The 22,555-nt window shown below is 66.1% G+C and carries 18 protein-coding genes; 14 read left to right on the top strand and 4 right to left on the bottom strand.

All coding sequences use genetic code 11. The features are described 5' to 3' along the window. Positions 1–2 precede the first annotated feature (2 nt). Genes AruCF_RS00830 through AruCF_RS00820 form a run of 3 tightly spaced genes read left to right on the top strand, consistent with a single transcriptional unit; the run spans position 3 to position 2,113 of the window. Positions 3–821, top strand: coding sequence for a class I SAM-dependent methyltransferase (locus tag AruCF_RS00830; protein ID WP_049070531.1), 819 nt, complete (start codon positions 3–5; stop codon positions 819–821). Then, complete coding sequence (locus AruCF_RS00825) at positions 821–1,726, top strand: class I SAM-dependent methyltransferase (protein WP_254431162.1); 906 nt, start codon at positions 821–823, stop codon at positions 1,724–1,726. Before AruCF_RS00830 ends, AruCF_RS00825 begins: the two co-directional genes overlap by 1 nt. A gap of 12 nt (positions 1,727–1,738) precedes the next feature. Then, positions 1,739–2,113, top strand: a complete 375-nt coding sequence (locus AruCF_RS00820) for a GtrA family protein (protein WP_158324570.1) — start codon at positions 1,739–1,741, stop codon at positions 2,111–2,113. A 17-nt stretch (positions 2,114–2,130) separates the two neighbouring features. Here the strand turns inward: AruCF_RS00820 and AruCF_RS00815 are convergent, their stop codons facing one another. Beyond that, the gene (locus AruCF_RS00815; RefSeq protein WP_144419064.1) at positions 2,131–4,155 is read right to left on the bottom strand and encodes a hypothetical protein; all 2,025 of its coding nucleotides are present in this window, start codon (positions 4,153–4,155) and stop codon (positions 2,131–2,133) included. A gap of 301 nt (positions 4,156–4,456) precedes the next feature. Here AruCF_RS00815 and AruCF_RS00810 point away from each other — a divergent pair, with 301 nt between their 5' ends. Further along, the gene (locus AruCF_RS00810; RefSeq protein WP_049070525.1) at positions 4,457–4,930 is read left to right on the top strand and encodes a RidA family protein; all 474 of its coding nucleotides are present in this window, start codon (positions 4,457–4,459) and stop codon (positions 4,928–4,930) included. 49 nt (positions 4,931–4,979) lie between these two features. Further along, a complete protein-coding gene (locus tag AruCF_RS00805) occupies positions 4,980–6,188 on the top strand; it encodes an aminotransferase class V-fold PLP-dependent enzyme (RefSeq protein ID WP_049070522.1) in 1,209 nt (402 codons plus the stop codon). Positions 6,189–6,191: 3 nt separating this feature from the next. On the opposite strand, the gene AruCF_RS00800 is transcribed toward AruCF_RS00805, so the two are convergent. After that, positions 6,192–7,085 (bottom strand): DMT family transporter, encoded by an 894-nt coding sequence (locus tag AruCF_RS00800; RefSeq protein ID WP_049070520.1) that lies wholly within the window; start codon positions 7,083–7,085, stop codon positions 6,192–6,194. Positions 7,086–7,254: 169 nt separating this feature from the next. On the opposite strand from AruCF_RS00800, the gene AruCF_RS00795 reads away from it, so the two are divergent. The 8 genes from AruCF_RS00795 (at position 7,255) to AruCF_RS00760 (ending at position 17,940) form a co-directional block, all read left to right on the top strand. Then, entirely contained in the window at positions 7,255–8,142 is an 888-nt protein-coding gene (locus AruCF_RS00795; protein WP_049070519.1) for a helix-turn-helix domain-containing protein, read from the top strand. A gap of 67 nt (positions 8,143–8,209) precedes the next feature. After that, entirely contained in the window at positions 8,210–9,640 is a 1,431-nt protein-coding gene (locus AruCF_RS00790; RefSeq protein ID WP_049070518.1) for a DUF2868 domain-containing protein, read from the top strand. Next, positions 9,633–11,021 carry a GTPase/DUF3482 domain-containing protein gene (locus tag AruCF_RS00785; protein ID WP_049070517.1) on the top strand — a complete coding sequence of 463 codons (1,389 nt, stop codon included), beginning with the start codon at positions 9,633–9,635 and terminating at the stop codon, positions 11,019–11,021. The genes AruCF_RS00790 and AruCF_RS00785 overlap by 8 nt, the downstream gene beginning before the upstream one ends. Positions 11,022–11,293: 272 nt before the next feature. Beyond that, on the top strand, positions 11,294–12,901 hold the full coding sequence (locus AruCF_RS00780; RefSeq protein ID WP_049070516.1) for an ABC transporter substrate-binding protein: 1,608 nt from the start codon (positions 11,294–11,296) through the stop codon (positions 12,899–12,901). Positions 12,902–13,057: 156 nt separating this feature from the next. Beyond that, positions 13,058–14,029: an ABC transporter permease gene (locus AruCF_RS00775; protein ID WP_024067408.1), complete on the top strand. Its 972-nt coding sequence runs from the start codon at positions 13,058–13,060 to the stop codon at positions 14,027–14,029. A gap of 12 nt (positions 14,030–14,041) precedes the next feature. After that, entirely contained in the window at positions 14,042–14,968 is a 927-nt protein-coding gene (locus tag AruCF_RS00770) for an ABC transporter permease (protein WP_049070515.1), read from the top strand. A gap of 7 nt (positions 14,969–14,975) precedes the next feature. Then, a complete protein-coding gene (locus AruCF_RS00765) occupies positions 14,976–16,703 on the top strand; it encodes an ABC transporter ATP-binding protein (protein ID WP_049070514.1) in 1,728 nt (575 codons plus the stop codon). Between the two features lie 28 nt (positions 16,704–16,731). Further along, positions 16,732–17,940: a metal-dependent hydrolase family protein gene (locus tag AruCF_RS00760; RefSeq protein ID WP_049070513.1), complete on the top strand. Its 1,209-nt coding sequence runs from the start codon at positions 16,732–16,734 to the stop codon at positions 17,938–17,940. Between the two features lie 21 nt (positions 17,941–17,961). On the opposite strand, the gene AruCF_RS00755 is transcribed toward AruCF_RS00760, so the two are convergent. Further along, entirely contained in the window at positions 17,962–19,398 is a 1,437-nt protein-coding gene (locus tag AruCF_RS00755) for a YdgA family protein (protein WP_235432724.1), read from the bottom strand. Positions 19,399–19,549: 151 nt separating this feature from the next. Continuing rightward, the gene (locus AruCF_RS00750; RefSeq protein WP_049070510.1) at positions 19,550–21,022 is read right to left on the bottom strand and encodes a YdgA family protein; all 1,473 of its coding nucleotides are present in this window, start codon (positions 21,020–21,022) and stop codon (positions 19,550–19,552) included. A gap of 302 nt (positions 21,023–21,324) precedes the next feature. On the opposite strand from AruCF_RS00750, the gene AruCF_RS00745 reads away from it, so the two are divergent. Further along, the coding region (locus AruCF_RS00745) for a DEAD/DEAH box helicase (RefSeq protein ID WP_254431161.1) at positions 21,325–22,555 on the top strand (1,231 nt) is incomplete at its 3' end.

The following is a 22,555-nucleotide window of genomic DNA, read 5'->3' as shown; positions in this document are numbered from 1 at the left end:
TCATGCGACAGAAAATCAATTCTTACCTGCAGGACAAGGAAGAGATGAAGCCGATTCCGGTCTCCCCGCCTGCCTCTCATCCGCTCATCTTCCGCTTGCGATGCATTTTTGATCTTCAACTCAAGACAATCGTCGATTTCCTGCGGCCCAAGCTCATAAAGTTGACGGGCAATGTGCTGGACGTGGGTGCGGGCAATGCCCCCTGGAAAAGCTATCTGCCCCCAGAGGTGGGGTACGTCGGGCTGGATGTGGACAAAGCCGCCGAATTCAATATGCAGCAGAACGCGGACATCGTGCACTACCCGGGCGGTGAATTTCCGTTCGGCGACTGCACGTTTTCCAACGTGCTTTGCATCGAGGTGCTCGAGCACGTTCCCGACACCCGTATGCTGCTGGCGCAGATTCATCGCTGCCTGACCCCTGGCGGACAACTGCTGATGACCGTGCCCTGGTCCGCGCGCAGACACCATATTCCGCACGACTACTTCCGCTTCACGCCGGAAGCGCTCGCAATGCTTTTGCATGAACTGGGCATGACGGAAGTCGAGATTACCGAGCGTGGCAATGACTACGCCGTGATCTTCAACAAGATCCTCTGTGTGTTTAAGAATCTTGTCCTGCCCACTAGCAAACGTTGGATGCCATTCACGTGGCTGACAGCTCTCCTCATCTTTCCCTGCTGGCTGCTGTTCCTTTTTGCGGCGCACGTATCTATGGCTCTAAGGCTAGGCTCACGTATAGATCCACTTGGCTATGCATTGACGGCGCGCAAGCCATTCAATCCCACTGTGCCCTCCACCTCGGCGACGGAGCCATCTTGATGTCCAATTCTCGCGACTGCCCGATTTGCGGCGCATCCTCAAGCGAAGCCAGGATCTTCCAGAAGGAAGACATTGACGAAAGTCGGATCTCGGGCTTCAGCTATGCCTCCAGAAAAGAGCCGGAATATATGTGCCATCAGCTGGTGCAATGCCCTGTCTGCGATCTGGTCTACGTCAGCAGCCCACCCGCCCAGGAAGAGTTGGCCCAGGCCTACCATGTGGCCGACTACGATAGTTCGGAGGAAGCGGCGGATGCTGCTCAAGCCTACATCAAAGCCATGGGCCCCATTCTTGATCGGCTTGCACGTCGCGACAGCGTACTGGAGATCGGCTCGGGCACCGGCGTGCTGCTTGATCTGCTGAAAAATCGGGGCTTCTCGGAATTGATCGGTGTCGAACCATCGTCCGCCGCGATCAATGCCGCGCCGGAACACCGCCGCGGGTGGTTGCGAGAAGGCATCTTCCAGGAAGACGATTTCGAACCGGCATCCTTTGACCTGATCTGCTGCTTCATGACCATGGATCATGTTCAGGATCCCATGGCAACCGCTCAGTCCGCAGCAAGGCTGTTACGCCCGGGCGGAGCCTTCGTGACCGTCACCCACGATTACCGAAGTTTCGTCAATCGGGCGATGGGAAAACGCTCGCCGATCATCGACATCGAGCACATGCAGCTTTTTTCCCAAACCAGCATTCGGGAACTGATGCAGCGTTGCGGTTTTGGCAATATTTCCGTGAGCCCGTTCGTCAATCGCTATGCCCTCAGCTACTGGATGCGGCTGGCTCCTTTGCCGGCAGGAATCAAGCGTGGCCTGAAACAGGCCACACAAGTGGTCGGGCTGGACAAAATAAAGATTGGATTGAACGTCGGCAACACCATTGCCGCGGGCTTCCGTACTATTTGATTGGGTTTCCCGTTGCACAACAAGAAGCGCATTCTCCGGTTCCTGCTGGTCGGCTGCCTGAATACCCTGTTCGGTTTTGCCATTTACACAGTGTTCGCCCTGACATCCCTGCCAACCTGGTTAGTCCTCATCATCTCCAATCTCATTACGCTGACATTCAACTTCGTGACGACGGGCAGTTTGGTGTTCCGTCAGCGGGACCCCAGGCTTATCCCACGGTTCCTGATCGCCTATGGCGTCGTATTCGGCATCTACCTGGGCCTTATCCATCTGCTCTCGCCGCTGGTCGGTGGCAGGATATGGGCCATGGCAATCATTGTGCTGCCGGTCGCAGCACTGACCTACGTAATCCAATCGACCTTCGTCTTCAGATCGCCTCGCGCATAGGGCAAGCGGCAGGGCGTTCAGAACCTGAACACGAGATAGCCGCCGCATTCGTGTGCCTTCTGGTCACGCATTGCTGCGACCCATTTGACTGGGTCATCAGGATTGACAACGTACCAGCGAATCCCTGTCGCACGCATGGCCGCCACGACCTCCGGGCCGGACTCGATGGCCTTGATCCGTGCCAATTCATCCAGCCGTGCATGTATGCCTGCCGGCAACCGCACGCCACCCGAATCCAGGGCATATGGCCTGCGCTGCGACAGTCCAGTAAAGCGATATTGGGGGTCATTGAGCGAATCCTGGACCACGTCGCCCGGTTGGCTGTGCATTTCGATATATCGTGCGACTTCCACCAGGCAGGCGGGCATAACAGGATAACTGGTCTGCCAGGTCTTGAAGGTCTGGATTCGCTGGCCAAAATGCGCAGGCACAGCCAGCAGCAACACCGTGCACAACAAAGCAATGCGCGCCGACCGCCAGACTGGCGGTGCATCGCCGAAGGTGCGGGCATATAGCGTCGCGCCAAAGAAAACCACCACGACAAAGTATGCCCACACGAATGGTCGATGCAGCAATTCCTCCATCGTGCCGACGCGCCGTTCATCCAATGCCAGGCACGTCGCCATCACGAGATAAACGGCCACAACCAACAACGGAAATACCCGCGCCAAGCGGCTCGCGCCCGTCCATGGGCGGCGCAGCATGACGAGATAGGCAGGCAGGTAAACGCCAAACGTACACACGAGGAGCAGCAAGGAAAACACCAGGGCTTTAAGTGGCCAGCTTTGCCCCGCGGCCCCCAACAGACCCTTGAATACTTGATTGAGGAGGCCATCGTCCTGATGGCTGAGGATCGCGCCAAAATAGGGACCTAACCCCGAGCCATCCAAGCGCAAGGTAGGTACGCTGGTGGACAGTTGGGAAATCGCCGCGGCACTGAAATAGATAACTACGGCCGCCACCAGCAAAGGGAAGCGATAGCGCGATAAGCGACCTTGAAGGAAAAGCAGCGGCAACAACAGCGCAAGCAGGGAAATCGCGACGAATATCTGCGCCTTGTACAGCAGCGTCACCAGCACGAAGAAATAGCCGAACAGCATCGGAGCCAATCGGCCGCTACGGCTTGCCTCCAACAGGCAGGCGAACACGACGGCTGCGCTAGCAACGCCATACATCAGCGAAGGCGCGATTAACTGCAGCCAGTAGTACCCCAGAAACGGATTCCCGAATCCTTGCTGGGCAGCATCCGGCAGGAGAATCAGCGCAAGCGCGCCAGCAAGTGCCGGCCATTTTCCAAATGCAACTTCACCCAACATATACGCGCCAAGCACCGTCGCAAACAGACCCAGCGGCAACATCAGGCTGGCGTAGACTGCATACGACGAGATACCTGTGGCGTCGAACATGGCGGCCGCCAAGATGTAGCTTGCCATGTGATACGGCTGCATGGGCGCGCCTGCCATCTGCACATCGAACAAGGTACTCGCACCGCGGGAATACCCGAACGACGAGATCTGACTGAGATGGTAATAAATATCCTGCCACGCACGAATGACGGCGCCATTGCCAGTGATTTCTATGGGGCGCAATGTATCCCAACACCAGATCGTGACAGCCACGGCCGCCAAGGGAAACAGAATCTGCTCCGACACATGTGGCCGGTCAAACGCCAATACCAGGCCCATCCGCCGGGCAGCCATCCAAAGCAGCAGCATGATGACCAACAGCGCCATCGAATTGATGGCCAGCCCAAAGGGCAGCAGTATTGCGCTCAAGAACAGGATCAGGTTGGACACCAGTATTCCGATGAGCAACCGCGCCGAAAAAGCGTGCAGCGAGATGCATTGGCGCAATGCGGTCGAACAGACGAGGTCGCCAATTAGCATCGCCGTAGCGATAATCAGCAGCAGCCAGCCTGAGGTGACAGTTGACACTTGCCCCGTTGCCCGGTATTGCCACCCGAGCAGCATGAGAAATGTGACGATCAACGGCATAAAACGCAATGCACGAGATTTGTTACAAATTAGCTTGAGTTGGTCCATCAGCGTATCGAGTTGAATCCGATCAACGGCTTGCTACCTCGAGCGGGGAGTCATCCTCGCGAGGCGTGACGTAGACGGTCGGGATGCGAGACGGCGGCATCGGGCAGGGAAATGAATGGCGGCGACAAGGATACAGGCTCCCACGACATATGGCGCATTGAGTGATTGGCCTGTGTAAACGGGCCTGGCGCCCGACAGAAGAGCTGGTATTCATATTTTGATAGAAGCAAGTATTTATTGATCTCTCGATGAAGTAGCCGATAGCATCGCAACTCCTCATCACTATTCTGGTGTGCTCGATATGACCCGTACGATCTCCGGCCGCGTGGCCGAACTCGGCCTTGCGCTGGAAGCGGCGGCCGCGCCCGCCGCCAATTACGTTCCCTTCGTCCAGGAGGGCAACCTGCTGTACATCTCCGGCCAGATTTCACGCGCGGGGGGCAAGCCGGCATTCCTGGGCCAGCTGGGCAACCAGGTCTCCGAGGCCGACGGCGTCGCCGCCGCGCGCCTGTCGGCGCTGGGCCTCCTGGCGCAGATCGCCGCCGCCACCGGCGACCGTCTCGACCGCGTGGCACGGGTGGTGCGCTTGGGCGTGTTCGTCGCCAGCACCCCGGATTTCAACCGCCAGAGCGCGGTCGCCAACGGCGCTTCGGACCTGATGGTGGAAGTGTTCGGCGACGCCGGCCGCCACGCGCGCAGCGCGGTCGGCGTGGCCTCGCTGCCGCAGGGCGTGGCGGTGGAAGTGGAAGCGGTCGTCGCTCTAACGCCCGCCTGATGCCCCTCTGGCGCCGGGCCACGCCCGGCGCGCCCTTCCTGGAATCGCCATGACCGCCGCCATCCTGACACCCGCCGCCCTCGACGCGTTGCGCGCCGCCGCACCCGGCACGCGCACCACCGTCCACTTCAACCATGCCGGCGCGTCGCTGCCGTCCACGGCCACGCTCGAGGCCATTCAGGCCCACCTGCGGCGCGAAGCCGAACAAGGGCCGATGGAAGCGGGTGTCGCCGCGCGCGCGCAGACCGACCAGGCGCGCCAACTGGCCGCGCGCCTGCTCAATGCCCAACCCGACGAAATCGCCCTGACCGGCGGCAACTCGCCCGGTTGGGGCGCGGCGTTCGCGGCGCTCGGGCCTTGGCGCGCCGGCGATCGCATCCTGGTGGGCCGCCATGAATGGGGCGGCAATCTCGCTGCCATGCGGCTGGCCACGCAACACACCGGCGCCACGATCGAGACAATTCCGTCGGACGACAGCGGCTGTGTCGATCCGGCCGCGCTCCAGGCCATGCTGGACGAACGGGTGCGGCTGGTGGCCCTGACCTGGCTGCCCGCCAATGGCGGCCTGATCAACCCGGCCGCCGCCATCGGCCGCGTCACGCGCGCGGCCGGCGTGCCGTATTTCATCGACGCGGCGCAAGCGGTGGGGCAATTGCCGGTGGACGTGGCCGAGGTGGGCTGCGACGTGCTCAGCGGCGCCGGCCGCAAGGCCTTGCGCGGCCCGCGTGGCACCGGCCTGCTGTATGTGCGGCGTGATTTCCTGCCGCGCTTGGCGCCTGCCTTCGTCGACACCTATTCCGCGCCGCTGGGCGCCGATGGCCAGCCGCAACTGCGCGGCGACGCGGCGCGCTTCGAATCGGCCGAAGCCTCGCTGGCGTTGCGCGCCGGCCTGGCCAATGCGTTGCGCGAGGCGCTCGATATCGGGCTGGACGCCATCCGCGCGCGCATCGATACGGTGGCGCAAGCCTTGCGCGCCGAACTGACCGCCATCGACGGCATCGAGGTGCTGGACCAGGGCCGCGAACGCTCCGGCCTGGTGTCGTTCAATCTTGCCGGACGGGAAGCCGGCGCCGTCCAACGCGCCCTCGCGGCGCAAGGCATCACTATCGGCAGCAACGGCGTGCCGTACACGCCGCTCGACATGCAGGCGCGCGGCCTGGCGCAGATCGCGCGCGCCTCGGTCAGCTACCTGACCCGCGACGACGAGATCGAGCGCCTGCTCGATGCCTTGCGCACCCTGGCGCGGCAAGCGCGTTGATCCCTATGCCGCCAACCGCCGCGTGAACGGCGACCACCTGGTGAAGACCAGCAGGTTGCCGAACATCACCAGCCCCAGGCCCAGCAGCGCGGCCGGCGTCCACTGGTAGCCCTCGGCGAAGGTGGACACGCTCAGCGCCACCACCGGAAACAGCACCGTGCAGTAGGCGGCGCGCGCCGGGCCCATGCGCCCGACCAGCGTGAGGTAGGCGGTGAAGCCAATGACCGATCCGGGAATCGCCAGGTAGAGCAGGGCGCCGACATAGGCCGACGAGGTATCGAAGCGGAACGGCACGCCTGCCGCCGCGCAGCCGGCCAGCAACACCGCGGCACCGTACAGCATGCTGTAGGCGTTGCCCGTCAGCGGCCGGATGCCCGCGCGCTGCTGCAGCGACGACAGCATGTTGCCGGTGGAAAAACAGAACGTGCCCAGCAACGCGAAGCCCAGCCCGAGCAACGTCTCGTGGCTGGCCTCCTGGCCGGACAGCTCGGGCCAGAACAGCAACACCAGCCCGGAAAAGCCCACCGCGCCAGCGACCATGACGCGCGGCGCGATCCGCGTACCGAACCACAGCCGCGCGTTCAACGCGTTCCACAGCGTGGCGGCGGAAAACACCACCGATACCAGGCCACTGGGAATCCACTGTGTGGCCGTGTAGAAGCAGAGGAAATTCAGGCAGAACAGGCACAGCCCCTGGCCCAGGCATAACAGGTGCCCGCGACGATCCAGGCGCTGCAGTTTGCGGGTCAGCAGCAACGCGGCGAACAGCACAAGGCCGGCCAGCGCGAAACGGTAGAAGATGGACACGGGAATCGCCACGACCCCAAGCTGCAGCTTGATGGCGATCCAGGTGGTGCCCCAGATGATGACGGTCAGGAAATACAGGAAGAGATTCACTTTGGGACGCTCGGCAGGGCCAAAAAGGACATGACATCCAGGACCGCGAAAATCGCGGGCTCCGGCGCCCAGTCTGCGCCTGCCGCGGACGGAAAAATTGCCGGTTCTTGCGGTTTTTCCGCACCTGCGCCTGCCACGCGCGCGGGGATCGCAGGAGCATTTCGGTTCCATGGGCACCACCGCTTCGGCTCCGTCCGACTTCTCCGTTTTTCGCACGCTGTCCGCGTCCAGTGCGACGCTGGCACGGGCCGCTTCGCTGGGCGATGGCATCGCCATTTCGCAGTGGGGCCGCAGCGCCCACGAAACGCTGGGCTATGACACGCCCGGACACCACACGCTGTCGCTTTACCTGCATGGCGGCGAGAAATCATTCCGGATCGGCAATCCGCTGCATGGCGGCGCCGGCAAGTTCTGCGTGCTGCCCGCCGAACACCATTCGCGCTGGTGCATGAACGACACGGTGCATTTCCTGCACCTGTACATCGCGCCCGAACGCCTGGCGCGCGAGGCCGTGCTGCGGCTCGACTGCGAACCGCGTGCGCTGGAACTGCGCGACCGCACCTATATCCATGACGCCTCGCTGACCGATGTCTGCCGGGCCCTGCTGGACACCGACTGGAACGCGCCCGCCGACCGCCTGGCGGCCAGCAGCGCGGCCGAGACGGTGCTGCACCACCTGTTGCGCCAGGGCGTGTCGCGCAAGGCCGCGACGCCCGCGCGCGGGGGCCTGGCGCCGGCGGTGCGGCGTCGGATCATGGACTACATCGACGCGCACCTCGCCGAGCCCCTGACGCTGGACCAGTTGGCCAGCGTTGCGGCGCTGTCCACTTACCACTTCGCCCGCATGTTCCACACCTCGTTCGGCGAGCCGCCGCACGCCTGGGTCCGCGCCCGGCGCCTGGCCCACGCGCGCGGCCTGCTGGCCAGCGGCAAGGGCGATCTGGCCGGCGTCGCGCAGGCGGCCGGCTTCGGCAACGCCAGCCACCTGTCGCGGGTGTTCCGCGACGCCATCGGCGTCACGCCCGGCCAGTACCGCGCCGCCCACCGCCGGCAGTAAGCGCGCGGGCCGCGCGGTCTACAATGGCGCATCGCCCTTCGCGGCCTGATCGCCTGCCCCGCCCGCGATGCCATCGCCGACTTCCCGCGACGTTTCCATCCCCCTCGATGCCGCCGGCCAGACGCCGCTGCGCGCCCATTGGCTGGCCGAACTGGTCCGATTGCGCGAAGCGCACTGGGGACCGCTGGAAGACAGCGGCGTGGTGCGCCAGGTGCGCCAGCTCGACGTCCCCCTGCCGCAACGCATCCTGGCCCGCGCCCAATTGCTGGCGCAACGCGAGCAGTTGACGCCGCTGGTCGACGGCTGGCGCCGCAGCGCCGCCGCCGTGCTGGTCGTGCTGGTGCTGCTGGCCCTGCTGTCGGGCGCTGGCGTGGCCGCCGGCGCCCTGGGCGACGGCAGCCGTCCGGTCAATGTGCTGTGGGCGCTGGGCGCGCTGCTGGGCCTGCACGCCATCACCTTCCTGCTGTGGCTGGCCAGCTTCCTGCTGCGGCCGGCGGCCATGACGCCATTGGGACGGCTCTGGCTCTGGGCGACGCGCAAGCTGGCGCGCGGCCCCGACGGCGCCCTGGTGCCGCAGGCGTTCCTCAACCTGCTCGGCCGCGCCGGCGCGTTGCGCTGGCTGTTCGGTTCGGTCAGCCATGGCCTCTGGCTGGCCGGGCTGGGCGCGGCGCTGGCCACCCTGCTGGCGCTGCTGACCACCGCCAGCTACCGCTTCGTCTGGGCCACCACGCTGCTGGCGCCCGACACCTTTGTCTGGTTGACGCACGCCATGGGCTGGCTGCCGGCGCAACTGGGCTTTCCGCTGCCCGACGCCGCCATGGTGCGGGCCAGCGACGGCAGCCAGGCCCTGGCCGCCGATGCCCAGGTGCAATGGTCGCTATGGTTGATCGGCGTGCTGGTGACCTACGGCATCCTGCCTCGGCTGGCGGCCTGGCTCGCCTGCATGGCCGCCGCCCGGCGCGCGCTGCGCGCCATCGCCATCGATCCCACGCTGGCCGGCCATGCCGCCTTGCGCGACCGGCTCGATCCGCCCGCGCAGTCCACCGGCATCGATCGTCCGGTCGACCCGCTGCATCAGCCCCGCGTGGCCTCATCGGCGCCGCAGGGCCTGGGGGGCCAGCCCGTGCTGCTGGGCCTGGAACTGCCCGCGGACCTGTCCTGGCCGCCGCCCGACCTGCCCGCCTCGGTCCGCATGGCGGGCACGCTGGATACCCGTGAGCAGCGCAATCAGCTGCTCGATGCGCTGTCGCGCGCGGCCGCCTCGCGCCTCGTGATCGCCTGCGACGCGCGCCAGACGCCCGATCGCGGCACGCTGGCGCTGATCGCCGAGCTGGCCGCGCATGCCGCGCTGACGCGGGTTTGGTTACTGGCGCCGGCCGGCGCGGACACGCGCGAGCCGCTCTGGCGCGAGCGGCTGGCGGCCCTGGGAATGGATGCCCAGGCCGTCATTGGCGCCCAAGGCGCCGCGCTGGCGTGGTTGGAGCACGGCCATGACTGAACGCCTCATCAACATTGCGGTGGTGGGCCACACCAACACCGGCAAGACCTCGCTGCTGCGAACGCTGACCCGCGATACCCGTTTCGGCGAGGTCGCCGACCAGCCCGGCACCACCCGCCACGTCGAGGGCGCGCGCCTGCGGCTCGACGGGCGCGCCGTGCTGGAATGGTTCGACACGCCCGGCATGGAAGACAGCATCGCGCTGCTCGAATACCTGGAACGGCTGGAAGCGCCGGGCGAGCGGCTGGACGGGCCGGCCCGGATCCGGCGCTTTCTCGACACGCCCGAAGCGCACGGCCGCTACGAGCAGGAAGCCCGAGTCCTGAAGAAGATGCTGGACTGCGACGCCGCGCTGTACGTGATCGATGCGCGCGATCCGGTGCTGGGCAAGCATCGCGACGAACTCGCCATCCTGGCGGCCTGCGGCCGGCCCTTGCTGCCGGTGCTGAATTTCGTCAATGCGCCAGCGCATCGCGCCGCCGAGTGGCGCGAGGCGCTGGCGCGGCTGGGCCTGCACGCCGCCGTCGAGTTCGATACCGTCGCGCCGCCGCTCGATGGCGAACAACAGCTGTATGCCAAGCTCGGCGTGCTGCTGGACCGCCACGCCGACACCTTGGCGCGCCTGGCCGACAATCTGGCGCGCCAACGCCGCGAGCGCCACGCCGCCGCCTGCGAACTGCTGGCCGACCTGCTGGTCGATGTCGCCGCGCTGCATATCGCCAGCGCCAGCGACGAAGCCGCGCTGGCGGCCGCGGCGCGGCAACTGCGTGAGCAAGTGCGCCAGCGCGAGCAGGCCTGCGTCACCGCGTTGCTGGCGCTGTACAACTTCCGCGCGTCGGATTACGACGATGATGCGCTGCCGCTGCAAGGCGAACGCTGGGGCATGGACCTGTTCCACCCGCAGGCCCTCAAGGACATGGGCGTGCAGGTCGGCATGGGCGCCGCGGCCGGCGCCATGGCGGGCGCGGCGGTGGACCTGCTCAGCGCCGGCCTCAGCCTGGGCACCGGCATGCTGATCGGGGCCGCCGCCGGCGGACTGTGGCAGGGCGTGGAAAAGCTTGGCAAACGCGTTGCCGGCAAACTGCGCGGCTGGCGCGAGATCAGCGTCGACGACGCGGTGCTGCGCCTGTTGGCGCTGCGCCAGCGGCAGCTGATCGACGCACTGGAACGCCGCGGCCACGCCGCCCGCGCGCCGCTGCGGCTCGACCGTCCCGACGACGAGGCGCTGCGCCGCGGCCCATTGCCCGAGGCCCTGAAGGAAGCGCGCAGCCGGCCCGAATGGTCGGCGCTGGCCAAGGGCCACGAAGACAGCGAACGGCGCAAGCAGATCGTGCGCGAATTGGCGCGGACCCTGGCCGCCGATCCCGCGCCCAAGGCCTGAGGCCGGCCGGCCGATGGCGCGCCAAACCCACCATTCGCAACGCGAAGCAAGCAAGTACTAACCCCAATCCAAACCGATTGACGCTTAAACGAATCGATCTATAAGATTCGTTCTGCATCGGTGCGGTCCATCCCGCCATGACAATCACAAGGGGTTGGATCTACCGTGAACCGCCTTTCGTCGTAAGCAGCAACGCCATGCCCCGGCTCCCCGTGGGGCCAGGGCCCTATCACTTCTGTCGCGCTATCCGCGCATTACGGAGCATGAGGGCTATGCGTACTTTCCCCCACCTGAAACAAGCGGCGCTGGCGGCTGCGCTGACTGCCTCATTGGCATTCAGCGCCGGCGCGGCCGCCAAGACCTTCCATTGGTCATACCAGGGCGACGCCACGTCGATGGACCCGATGGCGCTGAACGAAACCTTCACGCTGGGCTTCCAGGGCAACATCTACGAAACGCTGGCCGGCTATGACGGCAACCTGAAACTGACGCCGCTGCTGGCCGAGAGCTGGGAAAACCCGGAGCCCACCAAATGGGTCTTCAAGCTGCGCAAGGGCGTGAAGTTCCACGACGGCTCGCCGTTCACCGCCGATGACGTGATCTTCTCCTGGAAGCGCAGCCTGACGCCGGGCTCCGACATGAAGGGCTACGGCGCCAAGGCCTCCGACATCAAGAAGATCGACGACTACACCATCGAGGTCACCACCCCCACGCCCAACCCGATCCTGCCGCGCGAATGGGTGTTCCTCTACATCATGAGCAAGACGTGGTCGGAGAAGAACAAGACCACCGAAGCCACCAACGTCAAGGGCGACAACCAGGGCAACTACGCCAACCTCAACGCCAACGGCACCGGCCCGTTCATGCTGGTGTCGCGCCAGCCGGACGTAAAGACCGTGCTCAAGCGCTACGACGGCTACTGGAACAAGAACATCAAGACCAACGTCGATGAGGTCATCTTCCAGCCGATCACGCAGGAAGCCACGCGCGTGGCCGCGCTGATCTCTGGCGAGATGGACCTGGTGCAGCCGGTGCCGGTGCAGGACTGGAAGCGCCTGGAAGACGCCAAGGGCGTCAAGCCGCTGACCGCGCCCGAGGCCCGCGCCATCTTCATCGGCATGGACCAGGACCGCGACGAACTGCTGTTCTCGGACGTGAAGGGCAAGAACCCCTTCAAGGACCCGAAGGTGCGCGAAGCGGTGGTGCTGGCCGTGGACACCAAGGCCATCAATGAAAAGATCATGCGCAACGCGGCCAAGCCGCTGGGTTCGCTGATCGCCACCGCCATCAACGGCTACGACGAATCGTTCGGCGCGCCCTACAAGCCGGATCCGGAACGCGCCAAGAAGCTGCTGGCCGAGGCCGGTTATCCGAAGGGCTTCACCGTCACCATGGACTGCCCCAACGACCGCTACGTCAATGACGAAAAGGTCTGCCAGGCGGTGGCCGGCATGCTGGCGCGCGTCGGCATCAAGATCAACCTGCTGGCGCAGACCAAGTCCAAGTACTTCGGCAAGATCCTGCTGCAGGCCGGCAACCAGACCAGCATGTACATGCTCGGATGGACGCCCAGCTCGACGGACGCGCACAACACGCTGCTGAACCTGGCCGCGTGCCGCGACGCCAAGACGGCGGCGGGCCAGTTCAACCTGGGCGGCTACTGCAACAAGAAGGTCGACGAGCTCACCGCCAAGATCGGCGTCGAGACCGACCAGGCCAAGCGCAACGCGATGATCAAGGAAGCCTTCGGCATCGTGCGCAGCGACTTCGGCTACCTGCCGCTGCACCAGCAGCCGATGTCGTGGGGCGTGAAGGACAACATCAAGGTCATCCAGCGCGCCGACGACGTGCTCGACCTGCGCGACGTGGTCCTGCCGTAGTCCCCGGGCGCCGCGCCACGCCGCAGGGCGTGCGCGGCGCCATGTTGATGCGACCCCCGCGACGGCGCCAGTCGTCCGGGCGCGCCCGGCCCAGCCCCGCTTGCCTCGACCGGCAACGCGCGGCCCGGCGTTATCCGACCAAGAGGGCATCCAACCATGCTTTCCTTTATTGCGCAGCGGCTGATCCAGTCGGTGCTGGTGATGTTGACGGTGGCGCTGATCGCGTTCTCCATGTTCCGGTATGTCGGCGACCCGATCGCCAGCATGGTGGGGCAGGACACCACGCCCGAACAGCGCGAACAGCTGCGTGAACAGTTGGGCCTGAACGATCCCTTCGTGGTGCAGTACGCGCATTTCGTCGCCAACGCGGTGCGCGGCGACTTCGGCATTTCCTACCGCCACCGCCGGCCGGTCAGCGAACTGCTGGAAGAACGCCTGCCAGCCACGCTGGAGCTGTCGTTCGTCTCCGCCGTGATGGCGCTGGCGCTCGGCATCCCCATGGGCATCTACACCGCGCTCAAGCGCCACGGCGTGCTGTCCAAGACCTTCATGGCGATCTCGCTGGCCGGCATCTCGCTGCCCACCTTCCTCATCGGCATCCTGCTGATCCTGTTCTTCGGCGTGCAGTTGCGATGGCTGCCCAGCTTCGGGCGCGGCGACGTGGTCGGGCTGGGCTGGTGGACCACGGGCTTTCTGACCAAGTCCGGCCTGCTGGCGCTGATCATGCCGGCCATCACGCTGGCGCTGTTCCAGATGACCCTGATCATGCGGCTGGTGCGCGCCGAGATGCTGGAAGTGCTGCGCGCCGACTTCATCAAGTTCGCGCGCGCTCGCGGCCTGCCGGAGCGGCTGATCAATTTCCGCCATGCGCTCAAGAACACCATGGTGCCGGTCATTACCATCACCGGCCTGCAACTGGGCTCCATCATCGCCTTCGCCATCATCACCGAGACGGTGTTCCAGTGGCCCGGCATGGGCCTGCTGTTCATCCAGGCCATCAGCATGGTGGACATCCCGGTGATGGCCGCCTACCTGGTGCTGATCGCCTTCATGTTCGTCGTCATCAACCTGGTGGTCGATCTGCTGTATTTCGCCGTCGACCCGCGCCTGCGCGTGCAGAGCAAATAAGGGAACCGCCTCATGAACGCCCGCATCGCTCCCTTCTTCGCGCGCGCCGCCGACAGCGACCTCTGGCACAGCTTCAAGCGCTCGCCCGGCGCCATCATCGCCGCCGTGGTCACATTGGCCATCCTGCTGGGCGCGCTGTTCGCGCCGGTGATCGCGCCGCACAACCCCTTCGACCTGGCTTCCCTGAACATCATGGACGCCAATACCCCGCCAGCGTGGCAGGAGGGCGGCAGCCCCGACTTCCTGCTCGGCACCGATGACCAGGGCCGCGACATCCTCTCGGCCGTGCTGTACGGCTCGCGCGTGTCGCTGCTGGTGGGCTTCGCCTCGGTGCTGTTCTCGATGGTCCTGGGCGTCACGCTGGGTCTCATCAGCGGCTACGTCGGCGGCCGCGTCGACAGCTTCATCATGCGCATCGCCGACGTGCAGCTGTCGTTCCCCGCCATCCTGGTGGCGCTGCTGATCGACGGCGTGGCGCGCGGCCTGCTGCCGCGCGACATGCACGACCAGCTGGCCCTGTACGTGCTGATCTTCGCCATCGGCATCTCGGGCTGGGTGCAGTACGCGCGCACCGTGCGCGGCTCGACGCTGGTGGAACGCAACAAGGAATACGTGCAAGCGGCAAGGCTGATCGGCATCGGCCCGGTCACCATCCTGCGCCGCCACATCCTGCCCAACGTCATGGGGCCGGTGCTGGTGATCGCCACCATCCACCTGGCGATCGCCATCATCACCGAAGCCACGCTGTCATTCCTGGGCGTGGGCGTGCCGCCCACCGCGCCGTCGCTGGGCACGCTGATCCGCATCGGCAACAGCTATCTGTTCTCGGGCATGTGGTGGATCTCGATCTTCCCCGGCATCGCGCTGGTCGCGCTGGTGCTGTCGGTCAACCTGCTGGGCGACTGGCTGCGCGACGCGCTCAACCCCAAGCTGCGCTGAGGATGCCATGGCCCTGTTGAACATCGAAGACATCCGCATTGAATTCCCCAGCCGCCGCGGCACGCTGGTGGCGGTGGACGGCGTGTCGCTGTCGCTGGAGAAAGGCGAGATCCTGGGCGTGGTTGGCGAATCCGGCGCCGGCAAGTCGACCATCGGCAACGCCGTGATCGGCCTGCTCGAAGCGCCCGGCCGTCTGGCCGGCGGCGCGGTGCTGCTCGACGGCGAACGCATCGACACCCTTACCCCGGCGCAGAAGCGCAAGGTGCGCGGACGCCGCATCGGCATGATCTTCCAGGATCCGCTGACCTCGCTCGACCCGCTGCAGACCGTGGAAAGCCAGCTGGTCGAAACCATGCTGGTGCACCTGGACCTGACGCACGACCAGGCCAGGCAGCGCGCGGTGCAATTGCTGGCGCAGGTCGGCATCGACCAGCCCGAACTGCGCGTTCAACAGTATCCACATCAGTTCTCGGGCGGCATGCGGCAGCGCGTGGTGATCGCGCTGGCGCTGTGCTGCGAACCCGAGGTCATCATTGCCGACGAACCCACCACCGCGCTCGACGTGTCGATCCAGGCGCAGATCCTGGAGCTGCTGAAAAAGCTCTGCCGCCAGGAGCAGGTCGGCATGATCATCATCACCCACGACATGGGCGTGATCGCGGACGTCACCGACCGGGTGGCGGTGCTGTACCACGGCAAGCTGGTCGAGCAGGGGCCCACCGCCAAGATCCTGGGCGATCCCGATCATCCCTACACCCGCAGCCTGATCTCGGCCGTGCCGCGCCCGGACATCAAGCTCAAGCGCTTTCCGCTGGTCACCTACATCGAGGACGTCAAGACGCCGGCCCAGCCGCTCGACCTGGCCACCCACTGGCTCGGCCAGCGGCGCGACTTCGGCGCACGCGGCGAAGGCCCGCTGGTGCAGGTCCGGGACCTGAGCATGCGCTTCGTGCTCAAGAGCGCCTTGTTCAAGCGCAACCAGCGCACGCTGGATGCCGTCAAGCGCGTCAACTTCTCGATCGGCGAAGGCGAGGTGTTCGGCCTGGTGGGCGAATCCGGCTCGGGCAAGTCGACCGTGGCGCGGCTGATCTCGGGCCTGTACACGCCCAGCGGCGGTTCGGTCACGTTCGGCGGCACCGACCTGACCGCGCTCAAGGGCGAAAAGCAGCTCAACCCGTTCCGGCGCCAGATCCAGATGATCTTCCAGGATCCGTTCTCGTCGCTCAATCCGCGCATGCGCGTGCTGGACATCGTGGCCGAGCCGATCCGCTTTCACAAGCTGGCGGCCAGCGAGGCCGAGACGCGCCGCGTGGTGGCCGACCTGCTCGACGTGGTCGGGCTGGGCGAGCGCGCCGCCGAGCGCTTCCCGCACGAGTTTTCCGGCGGCCAGCGCCAGCGCATCTGCATCGCGCGGGCGCTGGCCACGCGGCCGCGTTTTCTGATCTGCGACGAACCGACCTCGGCGCTGGACGTGTCGATCCAGGCGCAGATCCTGAACCTGCTCAAGGACCTGCAGGAACAGCTGGGCCTGACGATGCTGTTCATCAGCCACGACCTGCCCGTGATCCGCCAGATGTGCGACCGCGTCGGCGTGATGCGCTACGGCGAACTGCTGGAGGTGGCGGACACCGAGGCGCTGTTCGAGCATCCACAACATCCCTACAGCCAGCACCTGCTGGGGCTGATGCCCCGCTTGCAATCCATGTCCCGCGAGGGACTGGAGGTGGAAGGCTGAGCCCCACCCACACGACAAGGAGCGAGACATGAGTGCGTTGCCACAGACCCTGTTCATCGGCGGCAAGGTGTTCGACGGACATGGCGCAATCCTGCCGGGCCATGCCGTGCTGGTCGAGGGCAAGCAGGTCACGCGGGTGGCGCCGGCCGCCGAATTCAACGGCTTCGCCGGGCGGCGCATCGACACCACGGGCATGACGCTGATGCCCGGCATGGCCGACTGCCACGTGCACCTGGTCTACACCGGCGGCGCCGACCCGCAGACGCAGATGTCGAAACAAGGCCCGGCCCAGATTACGCTGACCGCGCTGGAGAACGCGCAGGCCGCGCTGCGCGGCGGCTTCACGGCGCTGCGCGATTGCGGCGGCAAGGACTACCTGGAGTTCGGCGTGCGCGACGCCATCGCGCGCGGCGTGTTCCCGGGCCCGACCATCAAGGCCTCGGGCCGCATCATCTGCATGACGGGGGGCCACGGCAACCGCATCGGCCGTGTCGCCGACGGCTGCGAAGAGGTGGTCAAGGCCGTGCGCGAGCAGGTCCACGCCGGTTGCGACCTGGTCAAGATCATGGCCACCGGCGGCGTCATGACGCCGGGCGTGAGCCCGATGGATGCGCACTACAGCTTCGACGAAATGAAGGCGGGCGTGCACGAAGCCAAGCGCTTTCGCAAGAGCACCGCCAGCCATGCGCAAGGCACGCAGGGCATCCTGAACGCGGTGCGCGCCGGCATCGACTCGATCGAGCACGGCATCTTCATGGACGAACAGTGCCTGGAGGAAATGCTGGCGGCCGAAACCTACCTGGTGCCGACCATCGCGGCCGTGCGCAACATCGTCGCCAACGCCGACAACGGCATACCCGCCTATGCCGTGGAAAAGGCGCGCGCGGTGGAGCAGCGCCATCGCGAATCGATCCAGATGTACTACAAGGCGGGAGGGCGCATCGCGCTGGGCACGGATGCCGGCACGCCGTTCAACCTGCATGGCGAGAACGCGATGGAGCTGGCCTACATGGTGGAATTCGGCATGACGCCGGTCGACGCCCTGATCGCCGCCACCTCGCGCGGCCATGACCTGATGGGCATGGCCGGTCACGGCGTGGTGGAGGCGGGCGCCGTGGCGGACCTGCTGCTGGTGCGCGGCGACCCGACCGAGGACATCATGCGGGCCGCCGACAAGCGCTTCCATGTGGCGGTGCTGCGCAATGGCGAAGTCATGGCCGGCGCGTTGCCGGCCTGAACGGCAACGCGCGCCGGCGCCTTACTTCACGCCACGCGCCATCAGCCAGCTCAGGAAACTCTCGACCGGCATGCGTTCGCCATTGATGTCCACCTGGCCGCCCTCATAGTTCAGGCTCGCGACCAGCTTGCCGTCCTCCAGGCGCCCCCACTGGCCGCGCAGGAAGCGATCGCGCATCTCGTCGGCCCGCCGGCCAGCCGCCTCGCGCGCGGCGGCCTCGGGCATGCCTTCGGCCTGCATCCGCACCGCGATCAGGTCGGCCAGGCTGACGACCGGCACCGACATCCGCGCATCGAGCTTGCGCACGGTTTCCTTGACGACCGCGCCGGGCGAGTGGTTCCACAGCGTGGGCGCGCTCAGGTCGAGATCCAGCCGCAGGGTCGCGGAACCGTTGGCGGTATCCACCTGCAGCGGCGACAGCGAAAAGCCCGGCTGGGCCAGCAGGAACTTCATCAGGTGGCCCACGCCCACCATCTTGTCGCCCAGGCTGGCGTTCCCGCGGGTCGCCTCCACCGACGCCTGGAATGCGCGGAACGACACGATGTCGAAGTTGCGCGCCTCGGCGGCCAGGCGCAGGTTGGCCGCCTGGCCGGCCCGCGTGTCGATGCCCGCGACTTGCACGGCCAGCTTGGCGTTCATCGCGCTCTCGGCGCCCCTGGCGTCGGCGGTCACGGCGACATCGCGCAGCGTGACCGGTTCGCCGTCGATCTCGATGGTCCATTGCTTGAGGTTCGCGCGGGTAGCCGCGGTCCCCGCCTCATCGGCGGCGCGGCTCGCGTCGTACCTGATCGCCAGATCGCGCATGGCCAGGCGCCGCGTATGGCGCTGACCGTCCTCGGTGTAGGGTTCGAACAGGTCGGCGCGGTCGGCGCGGATGTCCACCGCGGCGTGCTTGCCGCCGGCGGCCACGTCGGCCTGGAGCTTCAGGCCCGAAAAGCTGAAGCGCGACTCGTCGCGCGCGCGCTCGACCGGCGCCAGTTCCAGCGTGGCGCGGATGTCGCGGCCATAGCCCGCCACGGCCTCGGCGGTCATGGGCACGGCGCCCCCGGCTGCCATGAACCAGGTTTCGACCGACGGCGTCTGCGCCAGGTCGGCGCGGGCCGCCACCATCGCCGGGAACAGCTGTCCGCGCGCCAGGCGATACAGGGGGAAGGGGCCGTGGTCCAGGCGCACCACCACCTCGAAATCGCGCCCTGCCGCGCCGGGGCCGTCCTTGGGCGACGGCGTCGCCTTCAGGCGGTAGCGCCCCCGCGACGTGAAGACGCCGCGTTCGTACGACAGCTGCTCGAACGACAGCGTTTCGCCCAGCTTCGCGCCGATCAGCCGCGCCTGTTCGGCGGCGCTTTCGGCCAACTGCGCCATGCCGGTCTCCAGCTGCCTGCCGGTGTACCAGGCCGTCCCCGTCCAGATAACGCCCAACGCCAGCACGGTGCAACCCGCCGCTACCCATTTCCGCATGATGTCCGTCCCGCCCCTGCATCCGTGCGGCCCCCCATGGGCCGGCTCCGCAAGCATACGCCCCGCATGAAAAACGGGCTGCCACGCCCGATGGCGCCGCAGCCCGCGTTGGGCGCCGGCATCATACCGGCGCCAGGGTGTCGTCCGCGCCTCAGCGCATGCCGCCCATCGCGCCGCTCATGACCATCATCACGAACTGCTGCAGCGGCATCTTCTTGCCATTGAAGTCGACCTGGCCGTCGGCGTAGTTCAGGTAGGAAACGATGTTGTCGTTTTCCGCCTTGGCCACGCCCATCGCCACCGCCATGGTGCCGACCATTTCGGCCTGGCCCTTGGCGGTCTGGGCCGCGCGGTCGGCCGGCACGCCACGCATCTGCGGCTCGATCGCCATCAGGTCGGCCAGATTGGCCTTGGACAGCACCAGCTTGGCGTTGAGCTTGCGGATGGCTTCCATGGCCACATCGCTGGCCGGCTTGTCGGTCGAGGCCGGCTTGGCCAGGTCCACGTCCAGGTTGAAGGTCGAGGTGCCGTTGGCGGTGCGCACCTGCAGCGGCGACACCGACAGGCTGGGGTTGCCGGCCAGCAGCAGTTCGACGTTGGTCTTCAGGATCTGCTGCTCTTCGGGCGTGAACTCGGGCTTGGCTTCGTCGTCGCCGCTTTGCATCATGCGGCGCGAGGACGCCTCATAGACGTCATTCAGCGCCTTGAGCGCCTTGGGGTCCATGTTCTTCATGCCGATGGCCAGCTGCAGGCCCGCCATGTCCTTTTCCCGGACATTGATCATGCCGAAATCCAGCACCATCTTGGCGTTCACGCCGGTGTCGGCCTCGGCCAGGTCCACGGCGATGCTGGTGTCCTTGAACAGCACCGGCGGCTGGGTCTTGGACGTGATGCTCCATTCCTTGAAGACCAGCTTCTGGCTGCCCATGGCCATATCGCTCTTGCCCGGCGTCAGGTCGCTGTTGAGCGTGATGCCCTTGACCGCCATGCCGACGATATCGCTCTCGCCGGCCGGACCGTCCAGCGCCAGGCTGTCGCTCTTGAGCGCCAGGACGCCATGCTTGGTGTTGGTGTCGAAGTCGACATCGCCGGTCATGCCGGAGAAGGTCAGCTTGGTCTGGTTGCTGGAGGCTTCGGCCGGCGCCAGATTGAAGCTGCCGGTGACCTGCTTGCCGTAGCTGACGCTATAGGCGCCGGACAGCGGCGTGGCGCCCTTGGTGGCCGTGAACCAGCCCTTGATCGCCGGGGTTTCCTCGATCTGGAAGCGGCTCGCGACCATGGCCGGAGCCAGCTTGCCCGAGGCCAGGTTCGAGAACGGGAAGGGGCCGTGCGACAGGTGTTCGACGAACTGCAGCTCGCGCTCCTCCGCCGGCTTGCCATCCTTGGCGGGCAGGGTGAACTTGACGCGATAGCGCTCGGTCGACGAGAACACGCCGCGCTCGAACGACATCAGTTCGATCACGGGCGTCACGCCCCACTTTTCACCGAATTTGCGCAGTTCGACGTTGCCGTCTTCGATCGACTGCTTGACGAACGCCTCGGCCTTCTGGCCGGTGTACCAGGCCGTGCCGGTCCAGATTGCGCCCAGTGCAACGACCAGACCCGCTATTGCCGCCTTTTTCATAGCAACCCTTGATTCTTTTGGTGGAGGTAAGCCGACGGATTATAGGGAGGGCAGCCTAGGGATTACACTAATTTCGTGCGATTGTTATGCAAATTGTTACCCTGCAATACCATGCCCGGCGGCCCATGCGTGCCGCAGCGCCGCATCGGCTACAATCGCTTCGCGTGCTTTGCCAATCCGCACGCGTCCGCTAGGCACTTCGCCGCCAAGCTTCGCCCTCAGGGGCGCTTCCCTTTTCTCCTTATTCGTCCGCCTGGATTGGAGTCTCTCAACTTGAGCGACGGGCTGCCGCTGGAGTTGTTTTGACTACCTCTTCCTCTTTCGCCGACCTCGGGCTGGCCGATTCCCTGTTGCGCGCCATTGCCGATACCGGCTACACCGCGCCCACCCCCATCCAGGCCCAGGCGATTCCGCAGGTCCTCAAGGGCGGCGACCTGCTGGCCGCCGCCCAGACCGGCACCGGCAAGACCGCCGGCTTCACGCTGCCCATCCTGCATCTGCTGATGCAGCGCAAGCCGGAAGCCCGCAAGGCCGGCCGCCCGCGCTGCCTGATCCTGACCCCGACGCGCGAACTGACCGCGCAGGTGGCCGAATCGGTGCAGACCTACGGCAAGCACACCTCGCTGACGTCCATGGTGATGTTCGGCGGCGTCAACATCAACCCCCAGATCTCCGCCCTGCGCAAGCCGCTGGACATTCTGGTGGCCACTCCCGGCCGCCTGCTGGACCACTGCGGCCAGAAGACGGTCGACCTGTCCGGCGTCGAGATCCTGGTGCTGGACGAAGCCGACCGCATGCTGGACATGGGCTTCATCCGCGACATCCGCAAGATCCTGGCCCTGCTGCCCAAGCAGCGCCAGAACCTGCTGTTCTCGGCCACCTTCTCGGATGAGATCCGTTCGCTGGCGCGCGGCGTGCTGAACAACCCGGGTGAAGTCTCGGTCACCCCGCGCAACACCGCCACCGAACTGGTCACCCAGACCGTGCACCTGGTCGAACAGCACCACAAGCGCGACCTCATCAGCCACATCATCCGCGAAAGCGGTTGGCACCAGGTGCTGGTGTTCACGCGCACCAAGCACGGCGCCAACCGCCTGGCCGAAAAGCTGGTCAAGGACGGCCTGACCGCCGCCGCGATCCACGGCAACAAGAGCCAGTCGGCCCGCACCCGCGCGCTGGCCGGCTTCAAGGACGGCACCGTGACGGTGCTGGTGGCCACCGACATCGCCGCCCGCGGCCTGGACATCGACCAGTTGCCCCAGGTGGTGAACTTCGAACTGCCCAACGTGCCGGAAGACTACGTGCACCGCATCGGCCGCACCGGCCGCGCCGGCGCGACCGGCGCCGCGGTCTCGCTGGTGGACAACAGCGAAATCAAGCTGCTCAAGGACATCGAGCGCCTGATCAAGAAGACCATCGAGCGCAAGCCGGTGGCCGACTGGACCCCGCCCGCCACCAGCGCCGCCGCCTTCGAACGCCAGGAACGCGACGAAGACTCGCGCCAGCCGCGTGGCGGTGGCGGCCGTAACGGCG

Source organism: Achromobacter ruhlandii (assembly GCF_002082135.1).
In the GTDB taxonomy this organism is placed as follows: Bacteria; Pseudomonadota; Gammaproteobacteria; order Burkholderiales; family Burkholderiaceae_B; genus Achromobacter; species Achromobacter ruhlandii.
This window is presented reverse-complemented; position numbering and strand designations above follow the sequence as displayed.

What these genes read in the sequence shown, in the direction of transcription:
- AruCF_RS00830 (WP_049070531.1), top strand. Translation starts at nt 3, where the DNA reads ATGCGACAGAAAATCAATTCTTACCTGCAGGACAAGGAAGAGATGAAG.
- AruCF_RS00825 (WP_254431162.1), top strand. Translation starts at nt 821, where the DNA reads ATGTCCAATTCTCGCGACTGCCCGATTTGCGGCGCATCCTCAAGCGAA.
- AruCF_RS00815 (WP_144419064.1), bottom strand. Translation starts at nt 4,155, where the DNA reads ATGGACCAACTCAAGCTAATTTGTAACAAATCTCGTGCATTGCGTTTT.
- AruCF_RS00810 (WP_049070525.1), top strand. Translation starts at nt 4,457, where the DNA reads ATGACCCGTACGATCTCCGGCCGCGTGGCCGAACTCGGCCTTGCGCTG.
- AruCF_RS00805 (WP_049070522.1), top strand. Translation starts at nt 4,980, where the DNA reads ATGACCGCCGCCATCCTGACACCCGCCGCCCTCGACGCGTTGCGCGCC.
- AruCF_RS00795 (WP_049070519.1), top strand. Translation starts at nt 7,255, where the DNA reads ATGGGCACCACCGCTTCGGCTCCGTCCGACTTCTCCGTTTTTCGCACG.
- AruCF_RS00790 (WP_049070518.1), top strand. Translation starts at nt 8,210, where the DNA reads ATGCCATCGCCGACTTCCCGCGACGTTTCCATCCCCCTCGATGCCGCC.
- AruCF_RS00785 (WP_049070517.1), top strand. Translation starts at nt 9,633, where the DNA reads ATGACTGAACGCCTCATCAACATTGCGGTGGTGGGCCACACCAACACC.
- AruCF_RS00780 (WP_049070516.1), top strand. Translation starts at nt 11,294, where the DNA reads ATGCGTACTTTCCCCCACCTGAAACAAGCGGCGCTGGCGGCTGCGCTG.
- AruCF_RS00775 (WP_024067408.1), top strand. Translation starts at nt 13,058, where the DNA reads ATGCTTTCCTTTATTGCGCAGCGGCTGATCCAGTCGGTGCTGGTGATG.
- AruCF_RS00770 (WP_049070515.1), top strand. Translation starts at nt 14,042, where the DNA reads ATGAACGCCCGCATCGCTCCCTTCTTCGCGCGCGCCGCCGACAGCGAC.
- AruCF_RS00765 (WP_049070514.1), top strand. Translation starts at nt 14,976, where the DNA reads ATGGCCCTGTTGAACATCGAAGACATCCGCATTGAATTCCCCAGCCGC.
- AruCF_RS00760 (WP_049070513.1), top strand. Translation starts at nt 16,732, where the DNA reads ATGAGTGCGTTGCCACAGACCCTGTTCATCGGCGGCAAGGTGTTCGAC.
- AruCF_RS00755 (WP_235432724.1), bottom strand. Translation starts at nt 19,398, where the DNA reads ATGCGGAAATGGGTAGCGGCGGGTTGCACCGTGCTGGCGTTGGGCGTT.
- AruCF_RS00750 (WP_049070510.1), bottom strand. Translation starts at nt 21,022, where the DNA reads ATGAAAAAGGCGGCAATAGCGGGTCTGGTCGTTGCACTGGGCGCAATC.